Origin of the sequence: Nocardia sp. NRRL S-836 (assembly GCF_001279525.1) — a bacterium.
Classification (GTDB): domain Bacteria; phylum Actinomycetota; class Actinomycetes; order Mycobacteriales; family Pseudonocardiaceae; genus Lentzea.
Genome location: NZ_LGDY01000096.1, coordinates 33,656 through 51,686, shown reverse-complemented (window position 1 = coordinate 51,686; position 18,031 = coordinate 33,656). Strand labels below are relative to the sequence as shown.

Annotated in this window: 12 protein-coding genes, 1 tRNA gene and 1 pseudogene; 8 read left to right on the top strand and 6 right to left on the bottom strand. The window is 66.2% G+C overall.

Annotated features, from left to right (window positions below; all coding sequences use genetic code 11):
* Positions 1 to 76 precede the first annotated feature (76 nt).
* Both ADL03_RS18425 and ADL03_RS18420 read left to right on the top strand, forming a co-directional pair.
* Entirely contained in the window at positions 77 to 1,027 is a 951-nt protein-coding gene (locus ADL03_RS18425) for a helix-turn-helix transcriptional regulator (RefSeq protein ID WP_053734716.1), read from the top strand.
* Positions 1,028 to 1,282: 255 nt separating this feature from the next.
* On the top strand, positions 1,283 to 2,677 hold the full coding sequence (locus ADL03_RS18420; protein WP_157528904.1) for a pentapeptide repeat-containing protein: 1,395 nt from the start codon (positions 1,283 to 1,285) through the stop codon (positions 2,675 to 2,677).
* A 532-nt stretch (positions 2,678 to 3,209) separates the two neighbouring features.
* Here the strand turns inward: ADL03_RS18420 and ADL03_RS18415 are convergent.
* The gene (locus ADL03_RS18415) at positions 3,210 to 4,289 is read right to left on the bottom strand and encodes an exonuclease domain-containing protein (protein ID WP_053734714.1); all 1,080 of its coding nucleotides are present in this window, start codon (positions 4,287 to 4,289) and stop codon (positions 3,210 to 3,212) included.
* A gap of 248 nt (positions 4,290 to 4,537) precedes the next feature.
* On the opposite strand from ADL03_RS18415, the gene ADL03_RS18410 reads away from it, so the two are divergent.
* From ADL03_RS18410 to ADL03_RS18395, 5 genes and pseudogenes are all read left to right on the top strand, one after another.
* Positions 4,538 to 5,341, top strand: a complete 804-nt coding sequence (locus tag ADL03_RS18410) for a hypothetical protein (RefSeq protein WP_157528902.1) — start codon at positions 4,538 to 4,540, stop codon at positions 5,339 to 5,341.
* Positions 5,338 to 5,631: a hypothetical protein gene (locus tag ADL03_RS18405; protein WP_157528900.1), complete on the top strand. Its 294-nt coding sequence runs from the start codon at positions 5,338 to 5,340 to the stop codon at positions 5,629 to 5,631. Before ADL03_RS18410 ends, ADL03_RS18405 begins: the two co-directional genes overlap by 4 nt.
* 208 nt (positions 5,632 to 5,839) lie before the next feature.
* Complete coding sequence (locus ADL03_RS48455) at positions 5,840 to 6,274, top strand: GAF domain-containing protein (protein WP_197288436.1); 435 nt, start codon at positions 5,840 to 5,842, stop codon at positions 6,272 to 6,274.
* Positions 6,275 to 6,573: 299 nt separating this feature from the next.
* Positions 6,574 to 6,987, top strand: a pseudogene (locus ADL03_RS50235) (recombinase family protein); the annotation flags it as partial.
* A 27-nt stretch (positions 6,988 to 7,014) separates the two neighbouring features.
* Complete coding sequence (locus ADL03_RS18395; RefSeq protein ID WP_369808991.1) at positions 7,015 to 8,076, top strand: recombinase family protein; 1,062 nt, start codon at positions 7,015 to 7,017, stop codon at positions 8,074 to 8,076.
* Positions 8,077 to 8,292: 216 nt separating this feature from the next.
* On the opposite strand, the gene ADL03_RS18390 is transcribed toward ADL03_RS18395, so the two are convergent.
* A tRNA-Arg gene (locus ADL03_RS18390) sits at positions 8,293 to 8,364 on the bottom strand.
* A gap of 149 nt (positions 8,365 to 8,513) precedes the next feature.
* Between ADL03_RS18390 and ADL03_RS18385 the strand changes: the two genes are divergently transcribed.
* Positions 8,514 to 9,422 carry a cation diffusion facilitator family transporter gene (locus ADL03_RS18385; RefSeq protein WP_053734766.1) on the top strand — a complete coding sequence of 303 codons (909 nt, stop codon included), beginning with the start codon at positions 8,514 to 8,516 and terminating at the stop codon, positions 9,420 to 9,422.
* A gap of 262 nt (positions 9,423 to 9,684) precedes the next feature.
* Here the strand turns inward: ADL03_RS18385 and ADL03_RS18380 are convergent, their stop codons facing one another.
* From ADL03_RS18380 to ADL03_RS18365, 4 genes are all read right to left on the bottom strand, one after another.
* Positions 9,685 to 13,881: a GH92 family glycosyl hydrolase gene (locus ADL03_RS18380; protein ID WP_197288435.1), complete on the bottom strand. Its 4,197-nt coding sequence runs from the start codon at positions 13,879 to 13,881 to the stop codon at positions 9,685 to 9,687.
* A 446-nt stretch (positions 13,882 to 14,327) separates the two neighbouring features.
* On the bottom strand, positions 14,328 to 16,202 hold the full coding sequence (locus ADL03_RS18375) for an acyl-CoA dehydrogenase family protein (RefSeq protein WP_053734708.1): 1,875 nt from the start codon (positions 16,200 to 16,202) through the stop codon (positions 14,328 to 14,330).
* Between the two features lie 194 nt (positions 16,203 to 16,396).
* On the bottom strand, positions 16,397 to 17,104 hold the full coding sequence (locus ADL03_RS18370) for a DUF305 domain-containing protein (protein ID WP_053734707.1): 708 nt from the start codon (positions 17,102 to 17,104) through the stop codon (positions 16,397 to 16,399).
* Entirely contained in the window at positions 17,104 to 17,955 is an 852-nt protein-coding gene (locus ADL03_RS18365; RefSeq protein WP_231641987.1) for a DUF3105 domain-containing protein, read from the bottom strand. The genes ADL03_RS18370 and ADL03_RS18365 overlap by 1 nt, the downstream gene beginning before the upstream one ends.
* Positions 17,956 to 18,031: the final 76 nt, after the last annotated feature.

Below are 18,031 nucleotides of genomic sequence, written 5' to 3'. Positions count from 1 at the left end.
TGGTGCGGTCTGCTGAGGGCGATGTTGGCTGCGCAGCACTGACCGGACACTCTCCAGCAACTGCAAGGAAAACGCGATGCCGAAACGGGACTCCACGGCGCAGGGGCGTGAGTTTGGGAAGAGTCTTCGTGACGCGATCCGGCGCACGGGCTTCACATCGCGTGAGCTCGCCGACAAGTCTGGGTGGGACGAATCCAAGCTCTCGAACGTGATCAACGGCAAGGGCGGTGCCACGGAAGTTGAGCTGGCCGTTCTGTTCGGATTTTGCGGCTTCGGCCCTGACGAGCGCGAACACCTGTTCCTGCTCGCGCAGACCGTGAACAGTAGGAGCTGGTTGCAGAACCACGACGGTTGGCCGATCCGACGACGCACCTTTGAGGAGAACATCGTTTTGGCGAAGGAGCTGATCTGCTGGCAGGCCCACGAAGTGCCGGACTTGCTTCAGACCCCTGCCTACATGCGAGCGATAATCGAGGCCTCGCGCGATGAGTCTTCAGAAGACCTGGAACAGCGCGTAGCAGCTCTGCTGGAGCTGCAGAAGGAGCTGCGTCAGAGGAAGAATCTGACGTGCGCGTTCTACATCCACGAGTCTGCACTCCGTCTGCCTGTCGGTGGACGTGGCGTGCAGGGAGAGCAGTTGCACGAGTTGTTGCGGTTGTCTGTACGAGACAGCATCAACATTCAGATCGTGCCCGCAGCGGTGGGAGCGCATGCTGGGATGAAGGGACCGTTTATGCATCTGAACTTCCACGCGTTCAGGTCTTTGGTCTGCGTTGAGCAGGAGAACTCAACACTTTTCCTTGAGGACAAAGTGCAGGTTGACGGCTACAGCAACATCGTTCGGTCGCTCAGCAAGTGTTCTTTGGACGAGGAAGCGTCGAAGACGCTGATCGCACACCTCGGAGAGGCGCTTACGGCTGAGGAAGGCGTCGGTTGCTTTGGAGCCCGATTGCTTCCGTGTGAGGTTCAAGCCTGGCCTGCACCAACTGGAGCCAGTACACAAGGTGGAAATCACGACCGGTTGTGACGATGAAGGCTGCGGTAACACGGCGGGTGGGTTCACGATGCCGTGTGCGTGACGACTGCTGCGACTTCGCCGTCCCCTGACCGCCCTGCCGGGCGGGTGGCTCTTATCCGATGGGCGGTGACCGGACGGCGTGGGCTGGGGGCGCTGGCTTGGCTGCTGGCCGCTGCGGGCCTGGGTATGGCGGTATGGATGGCGCGGTCCTGGTGGCCTGCGGCGTGGGTGTGGCTGGGTCGGTGGTGGATGGTGCCGGTCACGGTGCTGCTGCTGGTCGCCACGGTTGTGCTCGGGGTGCTGCGGGCTCATCACCCAGCCTCGCCACGTCGCCCAACGGAGGAGTTGGGGACGGAAGTGATGGCGGCATTGACACCGCGGGCGATCCTGCTCGGCGCACTCGTTCTGCTGGGCCTTGGCGTCACCGCAGCGGTGCTGCTGCTGGTCAACTTCTCCGGGACCGAACCACGAGACCAGTTGGACGCGATCCGAACCGCGGCCACGCTGCTGGTGGGCACCGGCGGCGCCGCTGCGCTCCTGCTGGCGGCACGCCGTCAACGCGCGGCCGAACTGACCTTGGCCGTGCAGCGCAAGGCCGCCACCGACACCGCGCACGACGCAGCGGCACGGCGGATCACCGAGCTGTATCTGAAGGCTGTCGAGCAGTTGGGCTCGGACAAGGCCGCAGTCCGCCACGGAGGCCTGTACGCACTGGAACGCGTCGCCCAGGACAACCCCAACCAGCGTCAGACCGTGATCAACGTAATCTGCGCCTACCTGCGCAGCCCGTACACCCCGCCGCCTGAGCAGCCTGCCGCCCGCCAGACCGGGCTGTGCGCGACCGCACGTCAGAGCACCGCAGCCGACCGTGTCGCCGCTCGCACCGCAGCCGCTCGCCGTATCGGGCTCAGGCCACCTAGACCGGCTTCAACGTCCGAGCAGTTGCGGCAAGAACGCGAAGTACGGCTGACCGCGCAACGCATCCTCACCACTCATCTATGCCCCGAGCCGGACGAGGCCATTGGCTCACCAACCAACACGCTGTACTGGGCTGAGGCCTATGACCTTGACCTCACCGGTGCCACTCTCATCGACTTTCACGCCATCGGACTCACCGTGCGAAACGCGACATTTATTGACGTGTGCTTTTCCGGCAACACGTGGTTTATGGGAGCGACGTTCGCCGGTCGCGCGCTATTCAGCGGGGCGACGTTCGTCAACGTTGCGGTATTCAGCGACGCGACTTTCGCTCGCAACGTGCGATTCAGCAGCGTGATGTTCGGCGGGGACGCGTGGTTCAAAGCGGTCACCTTCGCCAGCGACGCGTGGTTCAACTGGGCGACGTTCGCCGCTGACGCGCTGTTCGGCGGCGTGACATTCACTAGCGGCGCGTGGTTCAACGGAGCGAGTTTCCCTGGAGGCGCGTGGTTCAACGGGGCAACCTTCAACGACATCGCGGCGATGGAGAGAGCTGCGACTGCAACTGCCCAGTCATGTGTGTGGCCGGCAGGATGGACGGTTGACGATCGCTGCCAAGAGACCGCGACGTTCGGTGAAGGACAGGGCACTTTGCGGTTGGTTCCGGTGCCGGTAGTGCTGGCGAGCCCCGAACCGACCGACAGGTCTCGGCGTGCGCATGGCGAGAGCTTGCCGGAGTGAACGCTTATCGTGCATTCCTTGCTAAGTCATTCGGTGTTGCTGCATCGACTGCCGCTTTACGTTCCGCTGTCGTCGGTCACCGGGATGCTCGGTTTCGCCGACCATCACCTTGGCGGGTTTGTCCTAATTGATCATCTAGACCGTAAAGTAGTCGGTAATCGCAATCGGCCAGGACCGCCAGGCTGCGCCTGGGAATACGTCACGAACAGATACACGGTGTTGCCTGTACGCCTTCATGTAAATGTGGGTGACGTTGTTACGGACGGCGGGGTATCAGCGCCGCAGGGCTACCAGATGCACTCCAGGAGGCTACTCCTCCCAGTCGCGATCGGTTCCTGCACGCGGAAGATCGACGAACCGAGCTTCCGCGTGTGCCACTACCGCCGACACACAACTCGACCTTCTCCACTACGAAGCCGATGCCCACGCCGTACCTTCGTCGCCTGAACGACAGCGGAACGTACAGGTCGGTTGGTGTTCGCGATCGGATGACTCGATGGGATGGTGTCGATTTGCTTAGGGCAAGCCAGGATCAGCGCTTGTACTCAGCGTCGTAGGAGCGTTGTAGCTCGGCAGCGCGCTGCTCGTCGCAGGTGAGTCCTGGTTGTTCGGGGTCGCATCGCAGTCGCAGCAAACGTGAGCGGATGGCAGCAGGCGTCCGTCCGTGGTGCTCGGCGATCTCCTCGCGGAGCGGCTCGGCCAGTTCCACAGGGTCGGCGTTGAGCCACAGATCGCGCAGCGCAGCATCCAAGTCGGGCGTCCAGGACGCGTGCGAGTTCGCTACCCCGCCGGGGCGAGGTGGCAGGCGGCGGCGCTTGCCTTCGGCTGGGGTCGTCTCGGGCAGGAAGGGCCAACTGCTCGCAGCGGCTCGCGTGTCTGCCGCGCGGGCGCGCAGGCGATCGGCACCTGCCGTGTCGCCGCGTGCTGCAGAGCCAGCGGCTGCTCGTTCGAGCTTGTCGGCGTGCACGACCTGGCTGTCGCGGAACCAACGGGCTTGATGCCGGTGCAGTACGTGCGGAGGAACCTGGCCGACTTCCTTTGAGAAGACCGTGGACATCCGCCATGCCAGGCGGGCCGTTGCCTTCGCGTCGCCCGCGCTGCTGTGAGCATTCTCCAAACGCACCTGATAGTGAGCGCATAGACCGGAGAGTGTGCGCTTGTTTTTGCGTTGTGGGTCCAACTGACGGTCGATGCACAGCGGGTCGACCACAGGACCGCTGAGCGGAAGGCTGCGGCCGTGATGCCGCTGGAGTTCGGCGTCGAGCATCGTGAGGTCGAACGCGGCGTTGAACGCGCACAACGGCGTCGTTGGTGCCCAGACCTTGGCCAGCAGCTTGGTGACTTCGTCGATCACTTCGGAGGCGTCGCGGCCCTTCGCGCGGGCCTCCTCGGTCGTGACGCCGTGGATTGCGGTCGCGTCAGCAGGTATCTCCACGCCTGGATCGGCCGACCACTCGTAGGTGTGGACGTTAGGGCGCTCGCCTACGGAGACCGGCGTGATGGTGATGATGGCCGCCGTCACGATCCGGTCCTTGCGAGGATCGACGCCGGTCGTCTCCAGGTCAACCGCAACGAGCGGTCCGGCCGACCATGACAGTACGGGTTCAAGCATGCGCGCAGAGTAGCGTCGAGGTCTGACACTTTCGTGTTTCTGCAGGTCACCGCAGTCTTGCTGAGATTGTCTTCTGCGTAGATCTGGCGGGGAGACGACACGCCTGAGGGCGGTGACGCTACTACTGCCGGGCGCTCGCCGACAGACAAAAATTATTTCGGACGCGTATCACTCCAATCTCCTACGACGATGAAACGGCGCTCGAAAAACCGGGTGAGGCGCCGGTCAACGCGAGGGGGAGTGTGCGCATGTCGAAGCAGCGGCGATATCCGGAGGCCAGAGTCGAGGCGCTGCCCAACATGGTGGTAGCTGCCAGACAGGCAGGGCTCTACCGCTGTTCTGGTCGACCAGACGAGTCCGGGCATCGAGAGGGCGACGGGAAGAGTCTCAGTAGTGCAGGGAAGGTGTTGGCCGCGGAGTTGTGGACCTATGCCTACCCCGCTCTCAAGGTCATGCTGCGCGACTGTCTTGTCGTGCCGCAGCTCAGACGGCTCGGCGTACCCACTCCGGTACTGACTGCAGAGCAGATCGAGGCAATCACGCAGACGGACGGCCACCGCCACGATCTTGCCGGAGCAATGATCGTGCGCGCCCTGCCACGCTTCCTTGAACGTGTCGTTGTGGAGAACAAGTGGGATCAAGTCCGGTCGGCGTTGACCACCCACTTCGTCAACGCCTGCCTTCTTGCTTATCCGGACGTGGTGAAGCAGTGGATCAAGGAGCGGTATCAGCTCACGTCGGGTTTCGATGAGTTGGGCTTGGTCGCGGTGCGGCAGGACACCGAGTTGGTGATCGAGAACCGGGAGCTGGTCCGTGCTGTCGTTCTGCGAGCACCGGAGCGTATCCGCCCGATCCTGACCTGGCTCTGGCTTGGCTACACGGTCACAGAGGTCGCCGAGAAGCTGAAGCTCAACCCCAGCACGATCCGGAGTCGGCTGTTCGAATTCCGCAAGGGCACGTTGCTGCCGCTTGTCAGATCCGGCCAGCTCATCCCGCCGCATGGACACGTGCTGCAGTCATCTCGGCTCGCTGTCGAGGCAGGCGCACGGTGACGACTCCCGAACGGCCGCGCCCGCCAGCAGATTCGGACCTCGCTGCATCAACCAAAGATCAAGTTTGCCCCGACAATGACGGAAAGATCAGGATGCATCGCGACGACGAACAGAACTCCACGCCGCTGCTTCCCGTGCGTACCGCATTGGTTCTGCTCCTTGCGGTGCTCGCGGGTGGGGTCGCCGGCCTGCTCACGGTCTTCGCGCGCCACTCGCCTTATGAGGCGGCACTGGTAGGGCTCGCGACGACTGCGGCGGCGATCAAGTTCTTTCATTGGTTGATCTTCTGAGCTCACCTAGTCGATCTTGGGAGTCTGTGTGAGTGGATGTTGGAGGGGAACCTTGCCGAAAGTTGGTGATCATCCCCAACTAGTTGATTCACTCAACTGAATGAACTGAGAGTCGCATCGGCAGCTTCTTGGAGAAGCTCCAAGCGAAGCCCGGTTGGCGGAGTCAGCCTGTCTGAGCAGGCCAATCTTCGACCGGGGGGACGGAGCGATGGCGGCTGACTGGCTGTTGGTCGAGACATTTGGCGGGGTTCGGCAGGAGCCGACCGTGCTAGCGGTCGGGAACAACCCGAAGAACATGGTCTCCGTTCGTTCGGTACTCGGGCGGAGGCCATTCCTGCCTGACGTGCTGGGCACGACCGCGCGGGTGGTCGTGGGGCGTGAACCAGTAGAAGCGCGAACGACCACGGGCAGACGTCGCGTGATCGCGTATCCGCTGCTCGCGCACAGCGGCGACCCGGTCCACGGCGTCCAGGTGTGGGTGGGTCCGCTGGGGGAAGAGCCCCCTCCTCGGCCTTCTGCAGGTGCCTGGCACATCAACCTCGCGCGGCACGTCAGCAGCAGGTCCGACGACCTGCTGCGGCTCTACGGGACGCGTGCCGATCGGTGGCGGAACGAGCACGACCTGGCTGAGCTGTTCGCCTAACAGCGGCTTCAGACCAACTCGGACGAATCGAAGGCGCTGGCGCTCATCGTCAACGCGACCGCGGGCGCGGAGCACCTGGCCACGTGGACCGTGAATCGGGACGACGGGGTCAGGCGGGCGGTGCGTTTCGCGTGCCGATGCGTGGAGATCGAGACTCCGGGTGGTCGGGTCGAGCTCGTCGTTCGTGGGATCACCTACGACATCGGTCCGGCCGAGGCCGTGCCGGCCGCGCCGCCTCCCATGCCGGTCCTGCTCGCGCAGCAGGTCCTCGCGGCTGAGGCGAGGGGCGGACCTCGACCTACGACCAGCAGGACCCGACCTTGTCGATCCCGCGGCAACTGCGGACGTGCCACGGCGCGCTGCCGGACGACGTGGTCATCGTCGCGCACTTCTACGACATCGAATCCGGCCGCAAGGACCTCTCTGACCGCGAGCGCGGCAACGCCCACGAGCTGTTCCAGATTCCGGTCCCTCGGGACGGAGGTATCCAGGATCTTCTCGACGAGGCCGTTCGGCCAGACCGTTGCTTCGACGTGGTGATCGCCGAGGACATCTCGCGCGTGAGTCGTCGGTCGTACACCTCGACGGAGATCGAGCACCGGCTGGAGACGGCCGGCGTCATGCTCGTCTGCGCTGACGAACCGTTCCGCCTCGACGCCAAGGGACGCCGCGCCAAGACCTCGACTCAGGTCCTGACGCGGAGGGTCAAGCAGGGCGTCGCCGAGTGGTACGTCATCGAGATGCTTGGCAAGGCGTGGGACGGCTTCGAGACGCACACCGAGCAGGGCTACAACGTCGGCAAAGCTTGCTACGGCTACATCGCGAAGAAGATGCCGCACCCGGTACCCGCCAAGCGAGCCAAAGGCCTCAAGAAGACGCGGCTGGAGATTCATCCAGTCGAAGGCCCGGTCGTCCGGAAGTCGTTCGGATGGCGGGTCGCGGAACGGCTCGGTTACCAAGCCATCGCCGACCGGCTCAATGAGGACCTCGTTACGAATCCACCGCCGACCCCGGTCGGCCCGGACAACGCCGTCGGTATGTGGACCTACTTGAACGTCCGCGACATACTGACCAACCCGAAGCACACCGGGCACATGGTCTGGAACCGCCGGGCTCGCAAGGGCGGCGGCAAGAACCGGATGAACCCGATCTCCGAGTGGGTCTGGTCGCCCGACCCGACTCACGAGGCGAACATCGACCTGGAGACCTTCGTCCAGGCTCAGCAGGTCGCTGAACAGCGTGAGCGGTCACGGACCGCGAGCAAGAGTCGCGATCCGCAGGCCAAGCGGACCTACAGACTGCGCAGCTACATCTTCTGCGTGCTCTGCAGGCGTCGCCTCTACGGCAAGACGAAGCACCAGCACGCCTATTACGTCTGTGCGCCGAAGAAGGCTTGGGTCCCGGAAGGTCACCCTCCCTCGACCTATTGGGTTCGCGAGGGCGGCATGGTGAAGGGGCTCACCGAGTTCCTCGCGAACCACGTCTTCGGTCGGTACCGGCGCCAACTGCTGTCCGTCAGCCTCAAGGAGCTCGACGAGAACGCGAAGAAGGATCGCAAGACCAAGATCACCGCGCTGCGCCGAGCGATCACCGAGGCTGAGACCAAGCGGAAGAACCTCGTCCGCAATCTGGAGCTGACCGATGTCGACCAGGACTTCGTTCGAGACGTCAACGAGCGAAGGGCAGAGCTTCGGGCGAGATCGAGGGGCTGCGTGCCCAGCTGGCCAAGGCAGAGAACGAGGTGCAGCAGGCATCCAACCTGGGTCTGGTCGACTTCCTGCCCGTCACGCCGGTCGAGCTGACCGAGCTGCCGGACGAACTCTCGCGGAAGCTGTTCGAGGCCTTCCGGCTGGAGATCCACTACGACTACGTGTCCCGCAGCGCCACCTGCCGGGTGACGCTTCTCGGCGACACGATCGAGGCCGTCTCGAAGACCACTCAAGAGGCGGTCGTCATCCCGTTCCCAAAGCAGAAAGGTCCCACCATGGATGATCTCCACGGCGGGACCGTCTGTGTAGTGCCCCCGGCAGGATTCGAACCTGCGCTCCCGCCTCCGGAGGGCGGTGCTCTATCCCCTGAGCTACGGGGGCCGTAGCTACGTGAAGATCCTAGCGCACCTCCGCGACCCAGTTCGACACCACCCCCTCCGAACCGGCGCGACGTGGCCTCGATCATGAGACGGCCTGGTCAGGAATACGCCGGATTGCACTCATGCGCATGTCGCTATATGTTCCAAAGCATGGGTCACGGGCATGGGCACGGATCGGCGTCCGCGGGTGGGCAGCACGCCGGCAAGCTGTGGGTCGCGTTCGGGATCGGCGCGGTGTTCATGGTGGTCGAGTTCGTCGTGGGGTTCGCGACGTCCTCGCTGGCGCTGATCTCCGATGCCGCGCACATGCTCACCGACGTGCTCGGGGTCGGGATGGCGCTGGCCGCGATCATGGTGGCGCGCAGGGCCAAGGCGGGGCGGAACCGCACGTTCGGGTTCTACCGGGCCGAGGTGCTGGCGGCGCTGGCCAACGCGGTCTTGCTGTTCGGGGTCGCGGGGTACGTGGTCTACGAGGCGGTCGGCAGGTTCCAGGACCCGCCGAGTGTGCCGGGGTGGCCGGTGCTGATCGCGGCGGGGCTGGGGCTCGCGGCCAACCTCGTGTCCTTCAGCGTGCTCAAAGAGGGGGCCAAGGACAGCATCAACGTCAGGGGTGCGTACCTGGAGGTGCTGGCGGACCTCGTCGGGTCGGTGGGGGTGCTCGTCAGTGCGCTGGTGACCATCACGACGGGGTGGCGGTACGCGGACCCGATCATGGGTGTGCTGATCGGTGTGTGGGTGCTGCCGCGGACGTACTCGCTGGCGAAGAACGCGTTGCACATCCTGTTCCAGCACGCGCCGGAGCGGTTGGACGTCACGGAGATGCAGAAGGCGCTCTCCACGTTGCCCGGTGTCGTCGAGGCGCACGACCTGCACGTGTGGACGCTCACCAGTGGCATGGAGGTGGCGTCGGCGCACCTCACGACCGCGCAGGACGCCGATCACGAGGTAGTGCTGACGGCCGCGCAGGCGTTGTTGAAGAGCGAGTACCACATCGAGCACGCGACGTTGCAGGTCGAGGGCGGGTCGTCAGCGCAGCGGTGCCGCGAGCTTTCCTGGTGAGCTGACCGGCAGGGAGCGCACGGCGTCCTTGGTGGACGGCATACCGGTGCGTGACGGAACGGGCCGTCGCGGCTCGGGTACCGAAACCCACGTCCTGCCTTGGGTGAACGGCACCACAGCGACCTCCCCGAGTCACACCAGCGAATTGTCAAGATCCCACCGGAAAACCTACCGCACCGGAAAGATCCGTTCAGGTGAACGGAAAAAGCCGCGCTCCGTGACGGAACGCGGCTTTTCCTGTCAGGCGGGCTTCAGTTGGGCGTTACAGCCCAGCGCACTGTCCTGCCTTCGGCCCCTTGACGTCGTTCGCGAAGCCGTTGCTGACCGGTGACGGCGTGTTGCCCGTGCAGGACAACGGGCCGCCGACGGTCGAGAACGCCACCACGGAACGGGTTTTGTTGGACGTCAGTGACACAGGGCCACCGACCGCGGTGTTCTCCAGCGCTACCTCCGACGAGGCGCCGTTCACGGTCACCGGGCCCGAGACCCTGGTGCCCACCAGGACCACGGACGCGGCGTCCGCGGCCGACAGCGGGCCCTTGATCTCGCCGCCGAAGACGTACAGCGTGGCGCCGCGGGCGACGGTCACCGGACCGCTGATCGTGGCACCGTCCACATAGGTCACGCCGGTGACCTGCAGCGGGCCGTTGACCGTGCCGGTCACCGTGGTGGTGGCGGCGGGTAACGGCTTCGAGAGCAGCTCGAACTCCGACAGCGCGACGTCGCCGGCGAACTCCAGGCGGTAGAACGCGTAGCGGCCCGGCGAGGCGATCTTGAACGACCGGGTGTACTGCTGCCACTGGAAGTTCTCGCCGGAGCGCTTGTCGACGGTCGCCCACGTCTTGCCGTCGTAGGAGGCCTTCAGCTCCCACGACGTCGGTGACGGGCCGGCCTTCGCGTTGGTCAGCGTGTAGAACTCCGCCTTCTCCTTGGCGTCGGCCGGCGTGAAGTCGGCCGTGCGGACCGTCGCGGAGGTCGCGGAGTTGTTGTCCGACAACGCGGCCACCGACAGGCCCGTGGCGACGTCACGCAGCGGCGTGGCGACCTCGGTGCCCTTGGTGATCGACTCGGGGGCGTCGTCGGCGCCCGTGCCCCACTTCGACGGGGCGGGGCCCATGTCGAAGTCGATCGTGGCGCCGTTCGCGAGCAGGTCGTGCGGCAGGTACGTCTTGTTCCACGCCTTGCCGTTGACCTTCACGCCCTGCACGTAGATGTTCTTCGCGCTGTTCTTCGGCGCGTTGACCACCAGCTTCTTGCCGTTCTCCAGCGCGACGGTCGCCTTGGTGAACTGCGGCGAGCCGATCGCGTAGGCCGGCTTGCCCATCTGCAGCGGGTAGAAGCCCAGCGACGAGAACAGGTACCACGCCGACATCTCGCCGTTGTCCTCGTCGCCCGCGTAGCCCTGGCCCTCCTGACTGCCGACGTACAGGCGCGCCATGATCTCCCGGACCTTCTCCGCGGTGCGGGCGGGCTGACCGGCGTAGTTGTACATGTAGGCGATGTGGTGCGAGGGCTGGTTGGAGTGGCCGTACTGGCCCATCCGCACGTCCCGCGCCTCGATCATCTCGTGGATCACCCCGCCGTAGCCGCCGGGGAACTTCGCGGTCTCCGGCAGGGTGAAGAACTGGTCGAGCTTCTTCGCCAGCGCGTCCCGCCCGCCGTACAGGTTCGCGAGACCTTGCCCGTCGTGCGGCACCGTGAACGCCATGTTCCAGCCGTTCGTCTCGGTGTAGTCGTAGCGCCAGTCCTGCGGGTTGTACTTCGCGGGGTCCTGGACCCGCCACGACCCGTCGACGTTGCGGCCCTGGAAGAAGCCGATCCGCTTGTCGAACGTCAGCACGTAGTTGAGCGAGCGGTTGAGGAAGTACTCGTGCTCCTCGGCGTACCGCTTCTCGCCCGTCTTGTCGTACAACGCCTTCGCCATCTGCGAGATGCCGTAGTCGTTGAGGTAGCCCTCGATCGCCCACGACCAGGCCTCACCCAGCTGGTCGTTGCCCGTGTAGCCGAGGAAGATCGACCGGTCCATGCCCTTGCGGCCGACACCGCTGTTCGGCGGCACCACCGAGGCGTTCTTCACCGCGGCCTCGTAGGCGGCCTTGGCGTCGAAGTTCGTCACGCCCTTGAGGTAGGCGTCGGCGAACGCCACGTCCGAGCTCGTGCCGGTCATCAGGTCGGCGTAGCCGGGGGAGGACCAGCGCGAGATCCAGCCGCCGTCCTTGTACTGCTGGACGAAGCCCTCGGCCATCTCGCCCGCCTGGGAGGGCGTGAAGAGGCTGTAGGCGGGCCAGGTCGTGCGGTAGGTGTCCCAGAAGCCGTTGTTGACGTAGATCTTGCCGTCCACGACCTTCGCGCCGGTCTGCGTCGGCGTCGAAGGGCCGGTCGGGGGCGCCACCGGGGACGCGTACCGGACCTTGTCGCCGACCTTCTCGAAGCCGGAGTTCGGGTACAGGTAGAGCCGGTACATGTTGGAGTACGTGGTGATCAGCTGGTCTTCCGACGCGCCCTCGACGCTGAGGATGCCGAGCACCCTGTCCCAGGCGGCCTGCGCGCGGTCGCGCACCGACTCGAACGTGTCGGAGCCGCCGACCTCCTGCTCCAGGTTCGCCTTCGCCTGGTCCACCGAGATCAGCGAGGTGGCGATGCGCAGCTGGACGGTCTTGTCGGCGAACGTGAAGTAGCCGCCGACGGCGTCACGGCCGGCGCCCGTCAGCCGTCCGCTCGCGGTCACCGCCTTGTCCACCTCGCCGTAGACGAACAGGCGCGACGCACCCGTGGAAAGGCCGCTCTTGACGTCCGAGAAGCCCGTGACGACACCACCGGCCGCGTCGAGGGTCAGCCCACCGAGGTTGTTCACGTTGTCGAACACGAGGTTCTTCTGGCCCTCGTCCGGGAACGTGAACCGGAAGACCGCCGCGTGGTCGGTCGGCGCGATCTCGGCCTTGAGGCCGTTCTCGAAGGTCACGCCGTAGTAGTGCGCCTTCGCGACCTCGTTGTCGTGCTTGAACGGCAGCGACCGCAGCGCGCGGTCCTGCGTCGGCGCCTTGTCCGACGGCATGACCTGGAACGTCTGCCGGTCGCCCATCCACGGGCTCGGCTCGTGCGAGGCCGTGAACGCCTGCAGCGTCGGCAGGTTCTGCGCGTTGTTGCGCTGCTGGTACTCGTACAGCCACGACGTGGAGCCCGCGTTCGTCATCGGGGTCCAGAAGTTGAAGCCGTGCGGCACCGCGGTGGCCGGGAAGTTGTTGCCGCGCGAGAACGAGCCGTTGGAGTTCGTGCCCCGCGTGGTCAGCACGTAGTCCGACGGCTTGGCGTACTGCTTCTTGACGACGTCGCCGATGCGGATGTCGTCGACCCACGCGCCGAACTCGGTCGGGCCCTGGGGGCCGTCGTAGGCGACCAGCACCCGCTTGACCGTCTTGCCGGCCGCGACCGCGCCGATCGTCGAGGCGACCTTGTTCCACTGGTTGGTGTAGAGGAACTTGCCCGCGCCCTGGCCCTGCGGCGACAGCACCGCGCCGTGCTGGTCCACCGCCTTGAGGTCGCTCAGGTACGTGCCGTCGGAGAACGCGAGGTCCACCGACGAGTACGTGCTCGGGTAGTTCAGGTTGTCGGTCACGAAGTCCGGGAAGATCAGGTACGACAGCTCGGTCTGCGGCCCGACCTCGACGTCGACGTCGAAGACCTTGTTGTAGCTGTACGCCCGGCCCTCGGCGGTGTGGCGGCCCTGGAAGCGGAACGACTTCACACCGGTCCAGCCGACCCGCGCCTTGGACGCGTAGCCGCCCGTGGGGCCGCTGCCGACGACGCTGCGCATGTTCGGCGGCGGAGGCGTGGTCGAGCCGTCGGAGAGCTGCACCTCGGCGAGCTGCACGATGTTCGTGGAGCCGTTGTTCAGCGTGATGTCGAGCTTGTACCGGGTGAACGCCTGCGGCGTCGCGATGTCGTAGGTCTTGGTCTGGAACCGCTCGGCGAACGCCTCACCGGTGCGGGTGTCGACCACGGTCCAGTCGGTGCCGTTGTCCGAGCCCTGCAGGGTCCAGTTCTTCGGGTCGCGCTCGGGCGAGTCGTTGGCCGACGAGAGCGCGTACCTGCGGATCGTCTGGGCCTCGGCGAAGCGGAATGACGCCCAGCCGGTGGTCGCGAAGACCAGCCACTTGGTGTTGACGCTGCCGTCGACGAGGTTCTCCTTCACCTCGCCCGAGTCGGCGTACTCACCGCTGGCCTTCACCTCCAGCACCTTGTCCGAGACGTTGCCGGGGATGCCCGAGCCGTCCGAGCCGATGACGCCGGACGCCTTCGGGCTGCCCGAGGGGCCGGTCTCGACCGTGTTCGCCCACGATGGTTGCGGTTGACCGTCCTCAAAGGACGATGAAAAGCCCACTCCCGACTCCTCCGGTGCGGCGGCCGCGTAGCCGTTGGTGACGCCGCACACCAGTGTCGCAGTGATCGCGACGCTCAACAGGGTCGTTGTCCGTCTCTTCCCCAGTTGCCTCATTGCAACCCTTCCGCCGCCTTGCCTGCCCCGTTCGCGAGGCAGCGTTTCGGCACGCTGACATCGTTGTCAAGACGCAGGCTGGAACTTGTCCTCGAACCTGTCTTCTCCGCACGTCTCGAATCGGCGGAGTCCATTGCGGGGCACGGAGGCGCCGTGAATTGGTCTTCGAAGTTACTCTCTGAGAGTAGTCGAGTGTGCCTCACCTGGTAATTCACTCATTTGTCGTATGCGTGAACAGCGATTTGTGGCTTAGCGTTACCGGAACCTCCACCTGGAGGGTGTTGTGTCCTTCCGTTGCAAGGGGAGTCGGTAGGGGGATGCGGGGGACGTAGCCCCCTACCGGCCGTGCACGGGGCAGGTGCCGCGCCCGCACCACCATCAGCCTGCCCCGTGCAGCAACAACGGGAGCTTCAGCGCGGAGTCGGCCGGTGGACGTTCTCGGCCGTGCTCTCGCGGTGCGTCGAGTCGGCGATCCAGCTGCCGGGGATCGACGGGTCGACGATGCCGTGCTCCAGCCAGGTGAACCGCCCGTCCATGACCTGCCTGGCGAGGACGACGTCGGAGTCGTCGGTGTTCTTCCACAGCCGCTCGAACAGCTCGTCCACGCGGACGCGCGCCTGCTTGCAGAACGCGTCGGCCAGCAGCTGGGCGTCCGGGTTCGGGTCACGCACCGCCCGCACGCATGTCGCGCTGATCGCGAACAGCTCGGCCCCGATGTCCACGACCCGGCTGAGGAACCGCTGCTTGCGCTCCATCTTCCCCTGCCACCGCGACATCGCGTAGAACGTCTGCCGCGCCAGCTTGCGCGCCGACCGCTCCACGAACCGCAGGTGCCTGGCCAGCGGCCCGAACTCCGTGTAGCCGGCCGGGCTCTGCCCCTTGCCGACGACCAGCGTGGGGAACCACCTGGCGTAGAACCCACCGGCCTTGGCCGCGGCCTTGATCTTGCGCTGCCGGTCGGCGTCCGGGTCGATGATGTCGCCGGCCACCGACAGGTGCGCGTCCACGGCCTCGCGGGCGATCAGCAGGTGCATGATCTCGGTGGAGCCCTCGAAGATCCGGTTGATGCGCAGGTCCCTCAGCACCTGCTCGGCCGCGACCCCGCGTTCCCCGCGCGCGGCCTGGCTCTGCGCGGTCTCGTACCCGCGCCCGCCGCGCACCTGCACCAGCTCGTCGGCCACCAGCCAGGCCTTCTCGGAGGCGTAGAGCTTGGCCAGCGCGGCCTCGATGCGGATGTCGTGGCTGCCGGCGTCGGCGAGCTCGGAACTGAGGTCCAGCACCGCCTCCAGCGCGTACGCCGTGGCCGCGATGAAGGCGATCTTGCCGGCGATGGCCTCGTGCCTGCCGACCGGCAACCCCCACTGCACGCGCTCGCTGCTCCACTCGCGCGCGATCTTGAGGCACCACTTGGCACTGCCCGCGCAGAGGGCGGGCAGGCTGAGCCGGCCGGTGTTGAGGGTGGCGAGGGCGATCTTGAGACCGGCCCCCTCCTTGCCGATGACGTTCTTCCCGGGCACCCGGACGTCGTGGAACCGCGTGACGCCGTTCTCGAGGCCCCGCAGGCCCATGAACGCGTTGCGGTTCTCGACCGTGATGCCCTCGGCGCCCGCCTCGACGACGAACGCGGTGATGCCCTTGCCCGGCACCTGTGCCATGACGACGAGCAGGTCGGCGACGACGCCGTTGGTGGTCCAGAGCTTGACGCCGTTGAGGACGTAGTCGTCACCGTCGGGCGTGGCGGTGGTGCCGAGCCGGGCCGGGTCGGAGCCGACATCGGGCTCGGTGAGGAGGAAGGCGGTGATCTCGCCCTTGGCGCACCGCGGCAGGAACTCGCGCTTCTGCTCCTCGCTGCCGAACATGGCGACCGGCTGCGGCACGCCGATGGACTGGTGCGCGCTCAGCATGGCGCCGATGGCGGGGCTGGCGCTGCCGACCAGCATCAACGCCTTGTTGTAGTAGACCTGCGTGAGGCCGACGCCGCCGTACTCGGGCTTGATCTTCATGCCGAACGCGCCGAGGTCCTTGAGCCCCTTGAGCACGTCGTCGGGGATCTGTGCGTCCCGCTCGATGACGGCGTTGTCGATCCGGGCCTCGGTGAACTCCCTGAGCTTGGCGAGGAACGCCTCCCCGCGCTCGCGGTCCTCGCGGCTGCCCTGCGGGTGCGGGTGGATCAGGTCGACGCGGAAGTGGCCGAGGAAGAGCTCTTTGCCGAAGCTCGGTCGCTGCCAGCGGGTTTCACGGGCTTGTTCGGCGACCTGCCTGGCCGCGCGCTCGTCGACGGTCATGGTTACCTCCGAGTAGGGGTGTGACCCACGTTACTCAGGGGTAGGCGGATGTCCACCGGCTCGCAGGGTGAAAGCCGAACCGTGCCGGCAGGCCGCTCCAGGAGCTCAACGGCCGGGCGATCAGTGTCCCGGCCAACGCACAAGGCCGTCCCCCTCCGAAGAAGGGGACGGCCCGCGGGTGTTGACCAACCTGGCTACGGCAGCGGGGCGGCTCCGCGCTTGGCCAGGTAGTCCTTCATCAGCTCGGTCTCGGCCGACTGCGACTTCAGCATGTTCTCGGCCAGCGTGCGCACCGCGGGCTGGCCAGCGTGGGTCGAGGCGTACTCGGCCATCGGGGCGCCGCCGAGGTGGTGGCGGAGCATCAGCTGGAGGAAGTACACGTCGAGGTCGCGGCCGGTCAGCGAGCGGAGCTTCTGCAGCTCGTCGGTGGTGGCCATGCCGGGCATGGCGGGCTTGCCGGGTTCCGGCGTGGTGGCGCCGTGGCCGTGGACGCCCGACTCGTTCATCCAGGTCATGTAGACGCCGGAGACGTTCTGCTCGTGTTCGTTCCACATCATCAGCCAGCCCTTCATGCGGCCCACCTGTTCGAGCTGGGTGGAGGCGATGTCGAAGGCGAGCTGGCGGACGTCGGGGTCGGTGGAGCGGTCGCGGGCGGTGTTGGCCATCTGGATGCCCTGCAGGTGGTGCATGGCCATGTCCTGGCAGAAGCCGACGTCGACCGAGCCGGAGGCGGGGGCGGCCGACGTGGACGACGAGCCGGGGAGCTTCACCAGCAGGCCGACGGCCGCGCCCAGCAGCAGCACGGCGAGCACGGCGGCGGTGATGACGAGGGTCCGGGCGACACCCGAGGGGCGCCCGGAGCCCACGACCACGACCTCGTCGTCGGAGGGAGGGACCGACATCAGCTCGAAGGCGGCGTCGAGACGGAGCCCGACGGCGGCGGCGTGCTGGCGTTCGGCTGGCCCTCGGTGGCGGAGTCGTCCTTGCCGCCGTCCATCGGCACGGCGTCGGCGCCCGGCTTCTCGGCCACGAACGGGGCCGGGTTCGACAGGAACGCCGAGTTCTCGCAGGACGCGCCGACCTCGGGGTAGGTGTTCGAGTTGCGCAGCAGCGAGGAGACGAACTGGTCGATGCGCTCGTCGTCGGCGTTGTCGACCTTCAGCTGGTGGCCCCACGCCTGCAGCGAGATCGGCTTGTCGAGGCCGGGGTACGGCGACATCATCATGTACGGGATGCCCTCGACCTTGGTCTTGAGCTTGCCCAGGGCGTCGCCGGAGACCTGGTCCGGGTTGTACGCGATCCACACGGCGCCGTGCTCCAGGCCGTGGACCATGTTCTCGGTGCGGACCGCCTTGTCGTAGACGACACCGGTGCAGTCGGCCCACTGGCCGTCGTGCGGGCCGCCGAACGCGGGGGTCTGGTCGTAGGCGACGCGCTGGGTCGCCTCGACGTGGCGGGAACCCTTGTACTCCTTGACCACGATGCCCGCGAGCTGCGTCGACGGGTCCTTGTTGGTGTCGGAGGGCTTCCACTTGGCCAGGGCGGCCTCTTTGACGTTCTGCGCGTGGATCTGCGAGTACGCGTATCCGAAGACGCCGCCGGCGAGACCCAGCACGGCGACTACCGCGATGATCGTGCCCCACGGCTTGGGCTTCTTCCCCACCACCGAGGAACGGGCTGCGGCCACGCTGTTGCGTGTGGCCTTCGTCTTCTTGCCGCTGGTCATGTCCGCCTCAGATGTCGTCCTGGTCAACCGGCGCCAGTGTAGGGACAACGTGTCTGATCACTGTCAGGGCAGTGCACTACCACGTGCGCGTTAACACTTGCCG

Excerpts from the sequence above, each read along its gene's own strand:
- ADL03_RS18410 (WP_157528902.1), top strand. The coding sequence starts at position 4,538 with ATGTCGAAGCAGCGGCGATATCCGGAGGCCAGAGTCGAGGCGCTGCCC.
- ADL03_RS18385 (WP_053734766.1), top strand. The coding sequence starts at position 8,514 with ATGGGTCACGGGCATGGGCACGGATCGGCGTCCGCGGGTGGGCAGCAC.
- ADL03_RS18375 (WP_053734708.1), bottom strand. The coding sequence starts at position 16,202 with ATGACCGTCGACGAGCGCGCGGCCAGGCAGGTCGCCGAACAAGCCCGT.
- ADL03_RS18395 (WP_369808991.1), top strand. The coding sequence starts at position 7,015 with ATGCTTGGCAAGGCGTGGGACGGCTTCGAGACGCACACCGAGCAGGGC.
- ADL03_RS48455 (WP_197288436.1), top strand. The coding sequence starts at position 5,840 with ATGGCGGCTGACTGGCTGTTGGTCGAGACATTTGGCGGGGTTCGGCAG.
- ADL03_RS18425 (WP_053734716.1), top strand. The coding sequence starts at position 77 with ATGCCGAAACGGGACTCCACGGCGCAGGGGCGTGAGTTTGGGAAGAGT.
- ADL03_RS18370 (WP_053734707.1), bottom strand. The coding sequence starts at position 17,104 with ATGTCGGTCCCTCCCTCCGACGACGAGGTCGTGGTCGTGGGCTCCGGG.
- ADL03_RS18415 (WP_053734714.1), bottom strand. The coding sequence starts at position 4,289 with ATGCTTGAACCCGTACTGTCATGGTCGGCCGGACCGCTCGTTGCGGTT.